The sequence below is a fragment of the Dactylosporangium sp. NPDC051087 genome, assembly GCF_055586325.1.
Window position 1 is genome coordinate 1 of the sequence record NZ_JBVJIJ010000009.1, and the last position, 16,552, is coordinate 16,552.

Below are 16,552 nucleotides of genomic sequence, written 5' to 3' on the forward strand. Positions count from 1 at the left end.
CAGGGCCGCCGGGCCCGGCTGGAGTTCAAGCACTACGTGCGGCACACGATGACGCAGACGATCCTGAACCCCGACGAGGTCGAGGGCTGGCGCGGTGTCATCCGCGACGGCGAGGTGGTCCTGGACCACGACACCGCACTGCAGCAGGAGCGCGAACGCGAGGAGCAACAGGAGCCGCAGGAAGAGCAGCCGGAAGACGCCGATGCGCGGAACGAGGCCGCCGAGCACGAGGCCGAGCACGAGGACGAGGACGAGGAGAAGGACGAGGAAAGGGACGAGGAGAAGGACGAGTACGAGGACGACGAGACCGCGGAAGAGGACGAGACCGCGGAGGGCGACGACGAGGGCGAGACGCCGCAGGCGCGCCCCCGGCAGCGCACCGCGCGGCGCCGGACCGGCACCGCACCCCGCGAACGCCGCGACCCCGAACGTGGAGATCGCCGCCAGCGCAGCACCACGAGGGGGTGAACGAGCATGTCGGTCGTGCAGGCCGGCGGCGGCGGTGGGCAGTCCTCGTCGCTCGCCGACGTGATCGACACCATTCTCGACAAAGGACTGGTGATCGACGCGCACGTGAGCGTCGGGGTCGTCGGCATCGAGATCCTCACCATCGACGCGCGGGTCGTCGTGGCCGGCGTCGACACGTATCTACGGTTCGCGGAGGCGGCCAACCGGCTGGACCTGCGGGCGCAGGAAGGCAAGGGCCTGCCCGACGTGGTCGGCGGCGCCAAGGGCGCGGTGGCCGGGCACATGGGACGCCGGGCGGTCGAAGGCGCCGGCGAGAAGATCCTGTCGAAGGCCGGCGACGTGCTGGAGCAGATCGCCGGTCCGGCCGACGAGGACCGCGACCGGCAACGGCGACGCAGAGGAGACTGACGTGGCCACCGACACCACCGGACTGCGGGTCGGCATGATGATCTACGGCGTGGTGCCCGCGGACGTCGAACCGACCGGGACCGCCCACGGCGTGGGCAGCCCGCCGGCCGACGTCACCACCGTGACCGAGGAGGACCTGACCGCGCTGGTGAGCGAGGTCCCGCTCGACCGGCCGCTCGGCCGGCCCGACGACCTGACCGCCTACCAGCGGCTGCTGGACGGCACCGCGGCCGTGGCGCCGGTGCTGCCGGTCCGCTTCGGCACCGTCCTGCGTGACCCGGACGCGGTGCGGCGGCTGCTGGCCGACCAGCACGACGAGATCGCCCCGCTGCTCGACCGGCTCGAGGGTCGCGTGGAGTACGTGGTGCGCGGCCGGTACGCCGAGGACGCCGTGCTCGCCGAGATCCTCGAGGCCGACCCCGACGCGCGCCGGCTGCGCGAGGACATCCAGGGGCGCCCGGAGCAGGAGACCACGCAGCAGCGCATGGCTCTGGGTGAGCGCATCAACGGCGCGATCGAGGCGCTGCGGCAGGCCGACACCCGGACCGCCGCCGGCAAGCTCGGCGCGGTCGTCGAGGACCTCGTCGTGGCCGAGCCGACCCACGAGCTGGACGCCGTGCACCTGCCGGTGCTGGTCGAACAGGACCGCCGCGCCGAGTTCGACGCGGTGCTCGCCGAGCTCGCCGACGACTGGAGCGGGCGGGTCGAACTGCGCACGCTCGGCCCATCCGCACCGTATGACTTCGTCACCCGGCTCGCGGCGGAGCGACAGGCCTGAGCCGTGGGCCTGCTCACGACGATCCTCACCCTGCCGCTCGCGCCGGTACGAGCGGTCACCGCCGTCGCGGAGCTGCTGCTGGAGCAGGCGGAGCAGGAGCTGTACAGCCCGCAGGGCCTGCGCCGGCAGCTGGAGGCGCTGGACGGGGCGGTGGCCCGCGGCGAGCTGAGCGAGGACGAGCGGCACGCCGCCGAGCAGGAGATCCTCGACCGGGTCGCCACCAGGACGACCGGCTGAACGACGGGAGGCAGAAGCATGACACCCTCCAGCACCGAACCTCGTGAGCGGCGGAAGCAGGCCCGTCCCGAGCCGCTGACCGCCGCGTCCATCGCCCGTCTCGCGGTCGACGAGGTCGGCGACCTGACCGACAAGGACACGATGGGCGTCGTGTCCGTCGAACCGGCCGAGGACGGTGGCTGGCTCGTCGGCGTCGAGGTCGTCGAGGAGCGCCGCATCCCGTCGTCGGCCGACATGCTCGGGCTGTACCTCGTCGAGGTCGACGACGACGGCGAACTGCTGGCCTGCCACCGCGACCGCCGGTACCTGCGCGGCAGCACCGACGCGAAGGCGGGCTGACATGGTTGCCTCGTCACAGGGACTCGGCCCCGCCCCCGCGCTCGGCACCGGGCACCAGCCGACGAACCTCGCCGACATCCTCGAACGGGTCCTGGACCGGGGCCTGGTGATCGCCGGTGACATCCAGGTCAACCTGCTCGACATCGAGCTGCTCACCCTCAAGCTGCGGCTGGTCATCGCCTCCGTCGACACGGCGCGGCAGCTCGGCATCGACTGGTGGGAGACCGATCCGTGGCTGTCCTCGTCCGGCCGCCGGGCGACCGGGCGCGGTGCCGCGGGGCGCGACGCGCTCGACCGCGACGCCACCGACCGCGAAGCCCTCGGGCCCCGCGAGGCGGACCGCGACGATCTCGGGGCGGCGACCCGGCCGGCGGTCGGGCCGGCCGGCGACCGGCGTGCGGCCCGGCCCGCGGTGGAGCCGGCGTACCAGGTGGTCGACCACGACCGCCGCACCGAGGATCACGACCACTATCCGGAGGACGCGGACACCCGTCCCCGGATCCGCCGGCGCGGTGACGAGCGGTGAGCGGCGAGTGGCGGCTGTGGCTGCACGCCGTCGCGCTCGACGGCGGGCCCGTCGAGGTCGCCGGCATCGGTGACGCGCCCGTCCGCGTGGTCCACGCCGCGGGCCTGCACGCCTTCGTCAGCCCGGCACCGGCCGGCCTGTCCGGCGCGGACGCCCTGCAGGCGCACCTGGAGGACCCGGAGTGGGTGGCACGGACCGCGGTCGAGCACCACCGGGTCGTGGCGGCGCTCGCCGATGCCGGCCCGGTCCTGCCCGCGGGTCTCGCCACGGTGTGCAGCGACGAGTCCCGCCTCACCGCGTTCCTCGCCGAGCACGCCGCCGGGCTCACCGGTGCGCTGGACCGCCTGACCGGGCGGACCGAGTGGGGCGTCAAGGGATACGTGCGCGACCGTCCGGCGCCGGCGCCGGCACCCACGGCGGGCGGCCCGGGCACCGCCTACCTGCAGCGCCGCCGCGCCGAACTGTCGGACCGCGAACGGCACCACGACGAGGCGGTCCGCGACGCGGACGCGGCCCACGCCGCGCTGTCCGGCCGGGCGGACGGGGCGCACCTGCACCCGCCCCAGGACCGGCGGCTGTCCGGCGAGCCGGAGGTGATGGTGCTCAACGGCGCCTACCTGGTGCCCGACGCGGAGGCCGAGGCGTTCGCGGCCGCCGTCGACGCCCTCGGCGCCCGGCACCCCACGATCACGCTGCGGCTCACGGGGCCGTGGCCGCCGTACTCGTTCGTCCCCGCACTCGCCATGGGACCGCCGGAGGCGGACCGCCTGCCGGGTGCCGCCCCCGCGCACGCCGGCGGGCCGTCGTGAGCGTGCCCGCCCACTCCCGCGAGGTCGCCCTCGTCGACCTGCTCGACCGGGTGCTGACCACCGGCGTCGTCGTCGCCGGGGACATCACGATCGCCATCGCCGACGTCGACCTGGTCCGGGTGTCCCTGCGGGCGCTGGTCTCGTCGGTCTCGACCGCGTCCGGCGGCGCGGACCCGGACGGGAGCTGGTCGCCGTGACCGGGCCGCCCCGGGACACGCGGGTCGAACTGGACCGGGAGTCCGTCGAACGCGGTTTCGCCTCGCTCGTCCTCACGGTCGTGGAGCTGCTGCGCCAGCTCGTCGAACGGCAGGCGCTGCGCCGGGTGGACGACGGAGACCTCACCGCGGAGCAGGTCGAGCGGATCGGGCTCACGCTCATGGCGCTCGAAGAGCGCATGACCGAGCTCCGCGAGCACTTCGGCCTGCGCCCCGAGGACCTGAACATCGACCTCGGCCCGCTCGGCCCGCTCCTGCCCCGCGACTGACCGGCCCGCCACCACACCTCCGGGTTCAGTTGACGAGCAGGAAGTTGTCCACGGAGGACGCCGGCACCCAGCGGCGGCCGTACGCCTCCGGGTTGTTGAAGTTGTACTCCTCCAGGAACACCATGCTGCCGTTGATGCCGGAGACCCAGGCGACGTGGCCGTAGGAGCCGCCGTTCCACTGGGCGACCGCGCCCGGCGCCGCGGTGTGGCTGATCGCGCCGCCGTACTTCGCGGTCGCCTCGTCCCAGTTCTTGGCGTTGTAGTAGTTCCAGCCGTTGAAGTTCGGTGGCTTGCGGGAGTAGTACTTGTCGACCCGTGAGGCCACGAACGACGTGCACTGGTTCTTCACGAACTCGTACGGGTCCAGCACCGGGAACCAGTAGTCGCGCCACGGGTAGTCGTCGACCGGGCCGAACGCCATCACGGTGCCGCTGCGGGCGCCGTACTTGCCGAAACGGTCGGCGACCACGCGGTACTCGTAGCAGCCGGTCGTGTAGCTCACCGTCGTCGACGTGCCCGTGATCATCATCTTGATGGTCTGCCAGCCGCCGCCCCGGCACGCGCGGGCCTCCACCGAGTAGCCGGTGGCGTTGGAGGCCGCGTTCCAGGCCACCGTCACCGTCGAGTCCGATGTGGACGTCGAGCTCGGATACGCGCGCACGTTGCCCGTCGCGCCCGGCGTGATGACGGTGAGCGTCACCGGCGCGACGTTCGAGTTGCCGCTGAGCCCGGCGAGGTTCTCCGCGCGCAGCATGAAGTCGTACGAGCGGCCGGGCGTCAGCAGGCTCATCGTGAACGTGCAGCACGTCGTCACCGGGTACGCCGCCCGCGTCCACGCCGACGTGCCCGAGTAGCGGTAGTAGATCCAGTAGTACACATTGGACGGTGTGGATCCGGTCCAGCTCAACCGGACCGCGGTGTCGCCCTGCGCGGCCGCCGACAGCGAGCCCGGCGCGGTCGGCAGCGGCGGCATCGGGCGGGCGCCCGCGGCCACCGACGCCGCCGAGTCACCGGCGAGGTTCGTGGCCCGCAGCCGGAACTCGTAGTAGGTGCCGTTCGTCAGGTACGTCACCGTGAACGTGCAGCACGTCGACACCGGGTACTCCAGGCGCTGCCACGTGCCGCCGGCCGGGCGGTACTCGACCCAGTAGTAGACGTTCGGCGTGCTGCTGGCGGTCCAGCGCAACGTGATCCGCCCGTCGCCGACCGCCGCGGTCAGCCCCGTCGGCGCGGCCGGCAGCGGCGGCAACGGGCGCGCACCGGCCACATTGGACGCCGGGCTGTCGCCGGAGACGTTGTTCGCCCGCAGCCGGAACTCGTACGTGGTGCCGTTGGCGAGCAGCCCGACCGTGTACGTGCAGCACGTCGACAGCGGGTACTGCAGCCGCTGCCAGCTGCCGCCGGCCGGGCGGTACTCGACCCAGTAGTAGACGTTGGCGGTGGCACTGGCCGTCCAGCGCAGCGTCACCTGCCCGTCCCCGGCGGTCGCGGTCAGCCCGCTCGGCGCCTTCGGCAGCCCGCCGGTCGAGGTGGCCCTGGCGGTCGCGGACGCGGGGCCCTCGCCGCCGGGGTTCTCCCCGGTCACCTTGAACTCGTAGACGTGCCCGTTGACGAGCGGACCCCACGACGCCGACGTCCGGTCGGTCGGCAGCCCCGACTTCACGAAGGCGCCACCGGCGGTCACGTCCCGCGAGTAGATCCAGTAGTACAGGCTCGGCGCCGGCGCGTCCCAGTCGAGGTCGATCGTGCCGTCCCCGGCCGCGACCGCCTTCAGCCCGGTCGGCGCCGGCGGCGGCGAGAACCTCGACGTGGCGCGGGCCGCCGCGGACACCGGGCCCTCACCGGCGGAGTTCGCGGCGGTCACCGTGAACTCGTAGACGTGGCCGTTGGTGAGGTACCCGGCGGTGAACGACAGCGCCGTCGTCGGCAGCGACAGCCGGGTCATCGCGCCGCCGGCCGTCACGTCCCGCATGGCGACCCAGTAGTACAGGTCGGGCCCGGCCGACGCCCACGCCAGGCCGATCTGCCCGTCGCCGCGGGCGGTCGCCGTCACCCCGGTCACCGTCGCCGGCAGCGGGACGTTCGGCGTCGCGCGCACCAGGTTCGCCGGCCCGGACTCGCCGCCCGCCGCGACCGAGGTCACCTTGAACTCGTACTGGTGGCCGTTGACCAGGTAGCCCGCGGTCATCGTGCAGCAGGTCGAGATCGGGATGGACAGCTGCTGGAAGGTGGCCTCGCCGGCGGTCACGTCGCGCTGGTACACCCAGTACCAGACGTCCGGGGTGGGGCTGGTGTCCCAGGTCAGCTGCACCTGGCGGTTGCCGGCGACCGCGCGCAGGTTCGACGGCGCGGCCGGCGCCGGGTAGACCGCCGTGGCCTGGGCCAGGTTCGACGGGGGCGAGTCGCCGCCGAGGTTGTTCGCGACGATCTTGAACTCGTAGCGGTGGTTGTTCGCCAGGTACCCCGCCGTCAGGGTGGTCGCCGTCGTCGGCAGGGGCAGCTTCGTGAACTCGGTCTCGCCGTTGGTCACGTCCCGCTGGTACACCCAGAAGTAGACGTTGCTCGCGGTGCTGTTCCACGCGAGCCTGATCTGGCCGTCGTTCTGCGCCGTCGCGGTCAGCCCGGTCGGCGCGGCGGGCACGGTGTAGTGCACGGTCGCCTTGGCCGAGGTGGAGTACGGCGACTTCCCGCCGCCGTGCGACGCGGTGACGACGAACTCGTACTGGTGGTCGTCGGCGAGCCACGCCACGGTCGCCGTGGTGTCGGCCGGGCTGGGGTCGCCGACCTCCACGTAGTCGGTCTCGCCGGCGGTGAGGTCGCGGCGGGACACGTCGTAGCGCCACGCGTTCGGCACTGCCGACCAGGACAGGTTCACCGAGCCGTCGCTCTGCGGGCTCGCCGTGAGACCCGCCGGCGCGGCCGGTGGCGCGATCGTCATCAGCACGCCGCGTACCGGCGACGCGGGCCCTTCACCGTTGGCGTTGCGGGCGGTCACCTTGAACTCGTAGGTGTGCGCGGTCTTGAACCCGCCGAGCGTGGTGCTGCTGGTGGTGGGCTGGCCGACCCGCGCGAAGTGCGTCTGCCCGGCGGTGAGGTCACGCTGGTACACCACGTAGGACGGGCTGCCGCCGGGCCACGACAGGGCGACGGTGCCGGCGCTGGACGCGGTCGCGGTCAGCGCCGCCGGCGCGGCGGGCACGGTGGACGGGTCGGGCACCGGTCGCGGCCAGGCGATGTCGGCGAAGCGCGGGCGGTAGATGCGGGCGTCGTCGTAGAGGTCCCCGTCGTTGAGGGAGTTCACGTTGTACGACAGCAGCAGCTTCCCCGACGGCGCCAGCTCCGGGTGCACGTGGGCGTCGTAGACGATGACCCCGGACTGGTTCGCCGGCTCCGGCGCGGTGAGCAGGTCGACGGGCCCGGAGAACGGGCCCCACGGGTTGCTCGCGGTGTAGGCGACGACCTGCGAGTTGAACACCACGTTGCTCTCGACCGTGACGAGGACCCACTGGCCGCCGAACTTCTGCACGCCGTACGCGCTGCCGACGCCGGACAGCGGCAGCCGCGCGGAGCTCGCCACGCCCGTGGACCAGCCCGTGCCGTTCCAGTACTCCCACGGGCCGCTCAGCCCGCCGGCCGGGACCCTGGCGAGGCGGGCGAAGCGCATCGCGTCGGCCGGCACGTAGTCGGAGCCGTAGATGTAGGTGTACCCGCCGTCGGTGACCAGCTGCGCGCCCCAGGCGACGGTGCCGCCGACCGACGGGGTCAGGTCGGTGACGCCGGTCAGGGTGAGTGCCGGCAGGGCGAACGTCGCCAGGACGGTCCCGCTGAGCGCCACGTCGAGGCTGCCGGTGCCGGTGCGCCGGTACCGGTTGTAGATCACCCGCAGGTTGGCGCCCTCGACCTCGCCGTCGCCGACCCAGTAGAACTGGCCGTCGGCGGTGGGTGGCAGCAGTGCCTGCGGCGCGCCCGCGGTGCCGCCGGTCAGGGTCGTGCTCAGCGCGGCGCCGTCCTGCACGACGATCGAGTTGTTGATGAACGGCGAGCTGCGGGGGCGGCTGTGGTCGGCGTTGACGGTGCCGAGCAGCGTGTCGGAGAACAGCCACACGATCCGGCCGTCGGGCAGCAGCACCGACGCGGTGCTGTCCGCGCCGGACCATCGCCCGCCGGTGTCGCCGTAGGCGTTGAACGCGTTCGTCAGCTGGGCGCCCGTCATGCCGCCGGCGGGTGGTGCGGCGGAGGCGGGGGTGCGGTCGGGCAGCACGGCGAGCAACGCTGCGACCAGCAGCAGGACAGTCAGGCGGGCGCGCATGGTGCATGTATAGCCGTCCATGGATGACTTTGTTACCCCTGGGTAACAAAGTGGGGCAAACCGCCGGGGCACACTTGAGCGGTGCCTTCGACGACGATGTGGCCGCGCCTGCGACAGTTCGCCGCCGGGCTCACCCGTGCGCAGCGCCGGGCGACAGCGGCCGGGGTCCTGCTGGTGACCGCTCCGGTGTGGGCGGTGGCGTCGGCGCCGGGGGCACCGCCGGAGCCCGCCGACCCGCCGGTCATGGCGGCCGCCGAGCGGATCCGGGCCGAACGGCCGGCGGCGTATCCGGTCGGCGGGATCGACATCTCCAGCCATGACCACCGGCGCTTCGGCATCCACTGGCCGACCGAGGTCGCGGCCGGCAGCCAGTTCGTCCACGTCAAGGCGACCGAGGGCAGCACCTACGTCAACCCGCACTTCGCCGCGGACTACACCGCGGCGCGGAAGGCCGGCCTCTACGTCGGCGCCTACGTCTACGCCCGGCCCGACCGCGGTAACCCCGTCGGCCAGGCGGAGCACTTCCTGCGGCACGCCCGCTTCACCCGCGACGCGCGGACCCTGGTGCCGTTCGTCGACCTGGAATGGCCGTACGGCGGGGTGGGCACCGACGACTGCTACGACCTCACCCCAACGCAGATGCGCGCCTGGATCCGCGCGTTCGTCGACCGCATCGAGGCGGGCATCGGCCGCCAGCCGATGATCTACACGAACACCAACTGGTGGAACCCGTGCACCGGCAACGACACCTCCTTCGGCGACCACCCGCTGGACATCGCCGGGTACACCGCGCAGCCCCCGAGGCTGCCGGCCGGCTGGAGCACGTTCGCGCTGTGGCAGTACCGGCCGGGCAACCCCGAGCAGCGGCACGACCACGACCGGGACGTGGTCAACGGCGGCCCGGCGGCGCTGCGCGCCCTCGCCTGGCCCGGCTGAGTGGCATGCTGTCACCCATGACGGAGCCCAGCACCGCACGGATGATCGACTACTGGCTCGGCGGCAGCGACCACCTGCCGGTCGACGTCGCCGCCGCGCAGGCGTTCGAGTCGGCGTATGGGCCGTGCGCGGACATCTTCCGCTCGCTGCGGGCCTTCTCCGGCCGGGCGGTGCGGCACCTCGTCGCGGACGGCGTCGACCGCTTCCTCGTCTTCGGCGCCGGCATCCCGACCCTCGGCAACGTGCACGAGAACGCGCCCGGCGCACGGGTGCTGTACACCGACATCGACCCGCAGATCGTGACGGCCGGCGCCGCGCTCGTCGCGGACCTTCCCGGCGTCGGCTACGTCCGCGGCGACGCCACCGACCTGGCCGGCATCGACGCCGGCGCCCTGGCGCGGATCCTCGACGGCGGGCCGGTCGGGGTGGTGTTCCTGGGGCTGGCCGCGTTCCTCGACGACGCGACGCTGACGCGGGCGCTGGACGCGCTGTACGACGCCGTCCCGCCCGCCAGCCGCCTCGCGTTCGACTTCGACACCACCGAGCTGGAGGCGTATCCGCAGGCCCTGGCGATGATGGGGCCGGGCTTCCACATGCGCTCACCGGCCCGCTTCGAGGACCTGCTGGGGCGGTGGAGCACCACGCACGACGGGGTCGTGCCGGTGGCGCTGTGGCGGCCGGAGGGCGAGCCCGAGCAGGTGCCGGATGCCTTCTGGGGCGGCGTCGCGGTCAAGCCCGCCTGACGACGGTCGCCACAGCGCCGCCGGCTCCACTCAGGACAGTGCCGCCCCGGCGACGCGGGCCGCGGTCGTCTCCATCGCCCGCAGGACCGCGGCCGCGTCGTCGGGGGCGAGGAAGTGGCTGTCGACGTACACGGTGAGCTCCAGCGCCTCGTCGGAGCCGTCGACGTTGAGGAAGAACCCGGACTGCGGGTCGTCGTGGGCGCTGACCCAGGCGAACCCGGCCTCGGCGCCGGTGGGCGGCGCGACGGGGCGCAGCGTGCCGCCGAAGCGGCGGTCGTTGAAGTTGACGTCCAGGGCCACGCCGGGCCCGCGCTCGGCGGCGACGGCCGCGACGCGGGCCTCGAGCTCCCGCCGGTCGTAGTAGGCGTACTTGTACGCGGTCATCGCCGCGCCGCGGGCCCGCCGCACGACGTCACCGAAGGCGCCGGCGGTGTCGAGCACGCACAGGCCGTTCTGCGACACGGGGCTGACGCTGCCGTCGAGCTCGGCGCGGAAGCGGTTGCTGGCCATCAGCCGCAGCGGCAGCACGACGACGCCGGTCACCTCGGCGAACGCGATCGCGAACACTGCCAGCAGCGCGGCCGCCGTGTCGGTGCCGTGCTCCCGCGCCGCGGCCAGCAGCGCCCGCGGCAGCGCCGTCGTGCGGTGCACCCCTTGGTGGTAGCGGGGGCTGCCGACGTCCCGTGACGGCGGCAGGTCCGGCACCGGGATCGCCCGCAGCCGCGTCTCCCAGTGCCGCAGCGCGGCCGCGTTGTGCCGCCGTCCGGCCGGCAGCGCCTGCTGCCGGGCCTGTTCCAGGGGTGTGATGCCGCGCACCGGGGCGGAGGTGCGGGCGGCGGTCTCGGCCATCATGACGACCGCCCCGGCACCGTCGAAGACCAGGTGCGACATGACGAGGACCGCGTGGGTGCACCGGGCACCGTCCACGACGGCCGCCATCCGGACCGGCCAGGCGTGCGCGTAGTCGAAGGGTGCCGTCCGGTACCGCCGTGCCACGGTCTCCGCGGTGGCCGCCGGGTCGTCGCCGGCCGCGACGATCTCCAGATCGATCGTGCCGCGGTCGTGGACCACCTGCCGCGGCGGGCCGTCGCCGGCGGGCACGAACCGGGTCCGCATCGACTGGTAGCGCCCCATGAGGTAGGCGAGCTCCCCGGCGACGTCGTCCACGGTGGTGCCGGCGGGCAGCGCCCTGGCCCCGCCCATCGCGAACGATCTGCCGAGCCGTCCCATCTTGACCCACACGTCGAGCTGCCCCCAGGACAGCTCGCCGGACCCGGCGCCTTCCCCGGCGAACGGCACATCCATGTGCGTCACTCTAGGCTCATCCGGGCCCGGCGGACCCCGCCGGCGTTTGCAGGTTGTGTGCAGCCTTGGCCGGCGTCGCCGTCACTTCGGGAGGCGGATGACGAGTTCGACGCGGCGGTTGAAGGCGCGGCCGGCGGTGCTGGCGGAGCCGTCGGGGTTCTTCTCCTCGACGAGGGGCTGGGTGCTGCCGAGGCCGACCGCCGTGACCGAGGAGGCGGTGACGCCGTGGGCGGTCAGGTACGCGCGGACCGTCTCCGCCCGGCGCTGGGACAGCGTCTGGTTGGCCGCGGCGGAGCCGGTGGCGTCGGTGTGGCCGCGGACCTGGATGGTGCCGCCGGGGTAGTGCTTGTTGATCACGAGGACCGTGTTGTCGAGGGTCTCGGGGCTGCCGGCGTCGGCGCTGCCGGTGGCGAAGAGCGCATCGCTGTTGAACGTGACGATGTAGACGTGGCCGCCGTCGGGGTCGCGGCCCTCCAGCACCGAGCCGGACACGCCGGTGAGGTCGACGTCGGGGCCGGGCAGGCGGTACAGGGAGTTCTTGACGAGCCTGGTGTCGTTCTCCGGGTCGTGCGCGTTGTGGATCTCGCACGGGATGCGCAGGACGAGACCGGCGCCGAAGTCCTGGGTCGAGCAGGTCGGGTCCTTCTGCCCGTCGCCGTCGTAGTCGTCGAGCCCGGGCTGGGCGCCGGGCGGCAGCGACGCGGGCGGGTCCTCGGCGGCCGGCTCCTCCGACGCCGGAGCCCCCGCCGATGCCGCCGCCGGAGCCGCGGCCGAAGGCGCGGCCGAGGGGGAGGAGCCGCCGCATCCGGCCAGCAGCAGCGCACCGGCGGCAATTACGGCCGCGTGACTCAGGACACGTCTCATGGCGGGGAGCGTAGGGACCGGACGACGCACCCGCTCGCGACAGGCGGGTAGCCGACACCAACGGGTGACGGCGCAGGGGGTGGCCGCGGGGGATCAGAGGCGCGCGGCGGTTGCCGGGGCGGGGCACGGGTACGAACAGCTGCTCTGACGGGAGGCGATCGATGTCCACGATCGAGGAGACCGAGGCGCCGGCGTTCCACACGCTCTCCGCCGGCGAGGCGCTGTCCGTGGAGCGCGTCGAGGCGCCGGCGGGCCTCACCCCGGGCGAGGTCGACGCGCGGCGGGCCCGCTACGGCCCGAACCGCTTCACCGAGGCGCGGCGGGAGCGGCGCTGGCAGGCGTTCGTGCGGCAGTACGCGGACCCGATGCAGATCGTGCTGCTGTGCGCGGCGATCGGCAGCGCGTACCCGCTCAAGCAGTACGGCACCGGCGCGCTCCTGCTGGCCCTCACCCTGCTCAACGCCGTGCTCGGCCTGCGGCAGGAGGGGAAGGCGGCGGCCGCGGTCAGCGCGTTGCAGCGCTCGATGATCACGCATGCGCGGGTACGCCGCGGCGGGGACCTCATGAGCGTGCCGGCGGAGGACCTCGTGCCGGGTGACGTGGTGCTGGTCGAGGCCGGCGACCGGATCCCGGCCGACGGCCGGCTCGTCCGGGCGGCCCGGCTGGAGATCGACGAGTCGGCGCTGACGGGGGAGAGCCTGCCCGTCGTCAAGGACGCGGAGACGGTCGTGGACCTCGGCGCGGCGCTCGGGGACCGGGTCGACATGGCGTACATGCACACCAGCGTGACCAGGGGCACCGGCGAGCTGGTGGTGACGGCGACCGGCATGACCACCGAGGTGGGCAGGATCTCCGGCCTGTTGCAGGCCGACACCGAGGCGGCCACGCCGCTGACCCGGCAGCTGGGCCGGCTGACCGACCAGATCCTGGTCGTCGCCGGTGTCGCGCTGCTGGTGTCGGTGCTGCTGAACCTGTCCCGTGGCAACAGCTTCGCCGTCGTGTTCAGCGCCGCGGTCGCGTTCGCCATCTCGGCGATCCCGACGGGCCTGCCGGCGGTGGTGACCACGATCCTGTCGATGGGCACGCAGCTGCTGGCGAAGGCCGACGCGATCGTGAAGCGGCTGCGGTCCACGGAGACGCTCGGGTCGACGTCGGCGATCAACTCCGACAAGACGGGGACGCTGACGCTCAACCAGATGACGGTCGCCGAACTGGCGATCCCGGGCCGCCGGTACACGGTGTCCGGCACCGGCTACGGCGCCGCCGGCGACATCCGGCACGCGGCCGGCGACCCGGACGTGCCGCTGGAGCCGTTCCTGCTGCCGATGGTGCTCGCCGGTGACGCCGTCGTCAGCGGCGGGCAGCTCGTCGGCGACCCGACCGAGGGGGCACTCGTCGTCCTCGCCGAGAAGGGACACCTCGACGTCGCCGCGACCCGGCAGCGGTACCCCCGGGTGGCCGAGCTCCCGTTCGACGCCGCCTACAAGCTGATGGCGACCTACCACCGGATGACCGACGAGTCCGGCCGGGACGTGGTCCGGTGCTTCGTGAAGGGCGCCCCGGACCAGCTGCTGGCCCGGGCGGCGGCGGTCGTGACGCCCGGTGGGGAACCGCGGCCGCTGGACGAGACGTTGCGCGGGCGGTACATGGGCGAGAACGAGCGCATGGCGGGCCAGGGACTGCGGGTGATGGCGACGGCGCGCCAGGACTTCGACCCGGCGACCTTCGACCCCCGCGCCGACCTCCTCGCCGGTCTCGACGGGCTGACGCTGCTCGCCCTCGCCGGGATCGTCGACCCTCCGCGGCCGCAGGCGCGCGACGCGATCGCCACCGCGAAGGCCGCCGGCATCCAGGTCCGCATGATCACCGGCGACCACGCGGTGACCGCCGGCGCGATCGCCGGGCAGCTCGGCATCGAGGGGCGCGCGATCACCGGCGCCGAGTTCGCCGCGATGAGCGACGACGAGGCGGCCGCCGAGATCGACGGCATCGGCGTCATCGCCCGGGTGACGCCCGAGCACAAGGTCCGGCTCGTCGACGTCCTGCGCCGCAAGGGGCACATCGTCGCGATGACCGGCGACGGCGTCAACGACGCGCCGGCGCTCAAACGCGCGGACATCGGCATCGCGATGGGGATCACCGGCACCGAGGTCTCCAAGGAGGCCGCCGCGATGATCCTCACCGACGACGACTTCGCCACCATCGTCAAGGCCGTCGCGATCGGCCGCGCCCTGTACGACAACCTGAAGCGGTACGTCTTCTTCCAGATGGGCGCGCTCATCGGGTACATCGCCATGTTCCTCGGCGCGAGCGTGCTCAACATCGCCGCCGGGGTGCCGCTGCTGCCCCTGCAGACGCTGTGGGTCAACTTCACCGTCCACCTGCTGCAGTCGATCGGGCTCGGCTACGGCAGACCGGAGCCGGACCTCATGCGCCGCAGGCCACGCGGCGGCGACGAGCCGCTGCTGCCCGGGCGGACGCTGGGCTGGCTCGCCGTCGTCGGCACCCTGATCGGCGGGCTGACCCTGCTGGTGATCGCGTGGTCCGGCAGCCGGCACGGCGTCGACGTGGCCCGCACCATGGCGCTCGCCGCGTTCTCCATCATGAGCCTGACGCTGTCGCTCACGGTCCGCAGCGAGACCCGGTCCGTGTTCGACCTCGACACCCTCGGCGACCACCGGTTCGTCATCACCAGCGGGCTGTCGGTCCTGCTGATCGTCCTGTCCACCGAGCTTGGCGTCCTGCAACGGCTGCTGGACACCACCGGCCTCGGACTGGGGCAGTGGCTCGCCTGCGCGCTCACGGCCGTGCCGGTCGTGGCGCTGACCGAGATCCGAAAAGCCTTCCTGCGCAGAAAAGGTGACCACCGTGCCGAACCAGCCGCGTGACCGCATCGCCGAGCTCATCGCACCGCTGCGGGTCCGCCCCGGGACGAAGGTGCGGCTCCCGGAGGACTTCGACCCCGGGTACACCGCCGGCATGAGCGACAAGGAAGCCGGCGCCGAACTGCTGCAGCGCGGCGTGGCCATGCTCGCCGACCTGCAGTCGAGGCTCGCCGCGCAGCGCACCGACGGGCTGCTCGTGGTGCTGCAGGCGCTCGACGCGGCCGGCAAGGACGGCACCATCCGGCACGTGATGAGCGGCGTCAACCCGCAGGGCGTGCGGGTGCACAGCTTCAAGGTGCCCTCGGCGGAGGAGCTCGACCACGACTTCCTGTGGCGCTACGCCTGCCGCCTCCCGGCCCGCGGCGAGATCGCCATCTTCAACCGGTCACATTACGAGGAGGTCCTCGTGGTGCGGGTCCACAAGGAGCTCCTGGACCGGCAGCGGGTGCCGCGCAAGGGGGCGATCTGGCGGCGCCGGTTCGAGGCGATCAACGCCTTCGAACGGCACCTCACCGGCAACGGCTTCCGGGTCGTGAAGCTGTTCCTCAACGTGTCCAAGGAGGAACAGCGCAAGCGCCTGCTGTCCCGCATCGACCGGCCGGAGAAGAACTGGAAGTTCTCCGAGGCCGACATCCGCGAACGCGGCTACTGGCGCGACTACCAGCGGGCCTACGCCGACATGCTGACCCACACCAGCACCGATCACGCGCCGTGGCACGTCATCCCGGCCGACCACAAATGGTTCTCCCGCATCGCCGCCGCGGCCGTCATCGTCGCCGCCCTGGACGGCATCGACCCGCAGTACCCGGTCGTCGACACGAGGGCGCGCCGCGAACTGCTGAAAGTTCGCGACGCGCTGGAACACGGCTGACGGTTCAGGCCGGCTGGCGAGGTGACGTGCCGTTGGAGCCGAGCAGCGACGCCTTGGCCCGCTCGTACTCCCGGTCGGTCAGCACACCGCGCTGCCGCAGATCGGCGAGCTTCGCCAGCTCGTCCGCCCCGGACCAGGTGCCGGAGCCGGTGCGGGGAGCGGTCTCGCCGGCGACCTCACGCACGTACTGCCGGAACTGCGCCTCGTGCTGTTGCGCCCGCTGAGCGCTGCGCTCGTTCATCGACCGGCCCCGCGCGATCAGGTAGGTCAGCGCACCCACCCACGGCAGCACGATCAGGAACACCGTCCATGCCGCCTTGCCCCAGCCCGACACCGCGGGATCCCGGAACAGATCCGTCAAGATGCTGACCATCAGCCAGATCCAGGCGAACACGAGCATGAACCACAGGGTCGACAGCACGACCTCGCCGAACGAGACGTCCATGGCCTACCTCCGATTGCTCGAACATCCTCACCCGGGTTAACCCCGGCACCTTCAGCGTCGACCCGAACGCCGCCGGGTTCATCGCCCGCCGGGGGTGAACGGGGGTTACGGCACACCATCGACGACCGACGCAAAGGGGCCGCGG

Annotated in this window: 16 protein-coding genes and 1 pseudogene; 13 read left to right on the forward strand and 4 right to left on the reverse strand. The window is 73.1% G+C overall.

Going from position 1 to position 16,552, the window contains the following annotated elements:
* The 9 genes and pseudogenes from ACZ6TV_RS18185 to ACZ6TV_RS18225 form a co-directional block, all read left to right on the forward strand.
* Positions 1-468: pseudogene (locus ACZ6TV_RS18185) on the forward strand (hypothetical protein); the annotation flags it as partial.
* Between the two features lie 6 nt (positions 469-474).
* A complete protein-coding gene (gene gvpJ, locus ACZ6TV_RS18190; RefSeq protein ID WP_465298343.1) occupies positions 475-876 on the forward strand; it encodes a gas vesicle protein GvpJ in 402 nt (133 codons plus the stop codon).
* Between the two features lies 1 nt (position 877).
* Positions 878-1,654, forward strand: coding sequence for a GvpL/GvpF family gas vesicle protein (locus ACZ6TV_RS18195; protein ID WP_465298344.1), 777 nt, complete (start codon positions 878-880; stop codon positions 1,652-1,654).
* A gap of 3 nt (positions 1,655-1,657) precedes the next feature.
* Entirely contained in the window at positions 1,658-1,891 is a 234-nt protein-coding gene (locus ACZ6TV_RS18200; RefSeq protein WP_465298345.1) for a gas vesicle protein GvpG, read from the forward strand.
* Between the two features lie 18 nt (positions 1,892-1,909).
* Complete coding sequence (gene gvpO, locus ACZ6TV_RS18205) at positions 1,910-2,230, forward strand: gas vesicle protein GvpO (protein WP_465298346.1); 321 nt, start codon at positions 1,910-1,912, stop codon at positions 2,228-2,230.
* A 1-nt stretch (position 2,231) separates the two neighbouring features.
* Positions 2,232-2,756, forward strand: coding sequence for a gas vesicle protein (locus ACZ6TV_RS18210; RefSeq protein WP_465298347.1), 525 nt, complete (start codon positions 2,232-2,234; stop codon positions 2,754-2,756).
* Positions 2,753-3,565, forward strand: a complete 813-nt coding sequence (locus tag ACZ6TV_RS18215; RefSeq protein ID WP_465298348.1) for a GvpL/GvpF family gas vesicle protein — start codon at positions 2,753-2,755, stop codon at positions 3,563-3,565. The genes ACZ6TV_RS18210 and ACZ6TV_RS18215 overlap by 4 nt, the downstream gene beginning before the upstream one ends.
* Entirely contained in the window at positions 3,562-3,762 is a 201-nt protein-coding gene (locus ACZ6TV_RS18220; protein WP_465298349.1) for a gas vesicle protein, read from the forward strand. Before ACZ6TV_RS18215 ends, ACZ6TV_RS18220 begins: the two co-directional genes overlap by 4 nt.
* Positions 3,759-4,049 carry a gas vesicle protein K gene (locus ACZ6TV_RS18225; protein ID WP_465298350.1) on the forward strand — a complete coding sequence of 97 codons (291 nt, stop codon included), beginning with the start codon at positions 3,759-3,761 and terminating at the stop codon, positions 4,047-4,049. Before ACZ6TV_RS18220 ends, ACZ6TV_RS18225 begins: the two co-directional genes overlap by 4 nt.
* 25 nt (positions 4,050-4,074) lie before the next feature.
* On the opposite strand, the gene ACZ6TV_RS18230 is transcribed toward ACZ6TV_RS18225, so the two are convergent.
* A complete protein-coding gene (locus ACZ6TV_RS18230) occupies positions 4,075-8,358 on the reverse strand; it encodes a fibronectin type III domain-containing protein (protein WP_465298351.1) in 4,284 nt (1,427 codons plus the stop codon).
* An 81-nt stretch (positions 8,359-8,439) separates the two neighbouring features.
* Here ACZ6TV_RS18230 and ACZ6TV_RS18235 point away from each other — a divergent pair, with 81 nt between their 5' ends.
* Both ACZ6TV_RS18235 and ACZ6TV_RS18240 read left to right on the forward strand, forming a co-directional pair.
* Positions 8,440-9,294, forward strand: coding sequence for a GH25 family lysozyme (locus ACZ6TV_RS18235; RefSeq protein WP_465298352.1), 855 nt, complete (start codon positions 8,440-8,442; stop codon positions 9,292-9,294).
* 17 nt (positions 9,295-9,311) lie between these two features.
* Positions 9,312-10,037, forward strand: coding sequence for an SAM-dependent methyltransferase (locus tag ACZ6TV_RS18240; protein WP_465298353.1), 726 nt, complete (start codon positions 9,312-9,314; stop codon positions 10,035-10,037).
* Positions 10,038-10,067: 30 nt separating this feature from the next.
* Here ACZ6TV_RS18240 and ACZ6TV_RS18245 read toward each other — a convergent pair whose 3' ends face one another.
* Positions 10,068-11,342: a condensation domain-containing protein gene (locus ACZ6TV_RS18245; RefSeq protein ID WP_465298354.1), complete on the reverse strand. Its 1,275-nt coding sequence runs from the start codon at positions 11,340-11,342 to the stop codon at positions 10,068-10,070.
* 81 nt (positions 11,343-11,423) lie between these two features.
* A complete protein-coding gene (locus tag ACZ6TV_RS18250) occupies positions 11,424-12,206 on the reverse strand; it encodes an OmpA family protein (RefSeq protein WP_465298355.1) in 783 nt (260 codons plus the stop codon).
* A gap of 161 nt (positions 12,207-12,367) precedes the next feature.
* On the opposite strand from ACZ6TV_RS18250, the gene ACZ6TV_RS18255 reads away from it, so the two are divergent.
* Both ACZ6TV_RS18255 and ACZ6TV_RS18260 read left to right on the forward strand, forming a co-directional pair.
* Positions 12,368-15,094: a cation-translocating P-type ATPase gene (locus tag ACZ6TV_RS18255; protein ID WP_465298356.1), complete on the forward strand. Its 2,727-nt coding sequence runs from the start codon at positions 12,368-12,370 to the stop codon at positions 15,092-15,094.
* Complete coding sequence (locus ACZ6TV_RS18260) at positions 15,075-15,962, forward strand: polyphosphate kinase 2 family protein (RefSeq protein ID WP_465298357.1); 888 nt, start codon at positions 15,075-15,077, stop codon at positions 15,960-15,962. Before ACZ6TV_RS18255 ends, ACZ6TV_RS18260 begins: the two co-directional genes overlap by 20 nt.
* 4 nt (positions 15,963-15,966) lie before the next feature.
* On the opposite strand, the gene ACZ6TV_RS18265 is transcribed toward ACZ6TV_RS18260, so the two are convergent.
* Positions 15,967-16,407: an SHOCT domain-containing protein gene (locus tag ACZ6TV_RS18265; protein ID WP_465298358.1), complete on the reverse strand. Its 441-nt coding sequence runs from the start codon at positions 16,405-16,407 to the stop codon at positions 15,967-15,969.
* Positions 16,408-16,552: the final 145 nt, after the last annotated feature.